Source organism: Corynebacterium sp. HMSC072A04, from assembly GCF_001809235.1.
Classification (GTDB): Bacteria; Actinomycetota; Actinomycetes; order Mycobacteriales; family Mycobacteriaceae; genus Corynebacterium; species Corynebacterium hiratae.
The window spans coordinates 1-440 of record NZ_KV796768.1; the positions used below are offsets into that span (position 1 = coordinate 1).

Sequence of the window (440 nt, forward strand, 5' to 3'; positions counted from 1 at the left end):
CGTGTCCAAAAACTCCATAGACATCACACTCTTAGCTCTGGGGTGCCGGTCTTTTTGTGTTTTAGAAGCTGGCCCGGCCTCTATCAACATCTCTTTGGAAATCCAGCGCGGCCTGGCGCGCCTCGGGGTCGTGGTCTTCCGTACGTTTGTGAATCCGTCGGTTCATCATGCCTGCTGGGATGGCAATGAGAAGGATGGCCGCGACGGCAACGATGACGAAAGTGGACATGGGGTCTCCTAGAGCACTTCAGGGGTTAAAACTTTGACTGGACAGGGGGGATGTATTCTGGCTCTCTATAGATCAATACTATGAAGTGTAACACATATAAAATGTTGAGGTTGATGAATAGTCTTTCTTTTAAAGCTACGTTCTCGCTCGTCTTCGCAGCCGCTGTCGTTTCCGGGTTAGGGGCTCTTCCGGTTTTGGAGTGCGTAGCGGG

General features: G+C 51.4%; 2 protein-coding genes. One reads left to right on the forward strand and one right to left on the reverse strand.

Annotated features, from left to right (window positions below; translation table 11 throughout):
* The coding region (locus HMPREF2565_RS14040) for a hypothetical protein (protein WP_210385879.1) at positions 1-241 on the forward strand (241 nt) is incomplete at its 5' end.
* A 13-nt stretch (positions 242-254) separates the two neighbouring features.
* Here the strand turns inward: HMPREF2565_RS14040 and HMPREF2565_RS14045 are convergent.
* The coding region (locus tag HMPREF2565_RS14045) for a hypothetical protein (protein ID WP_210385881.1) at positions 255-440 on the reverse strand (186 nt) is incomplete at its 5' end.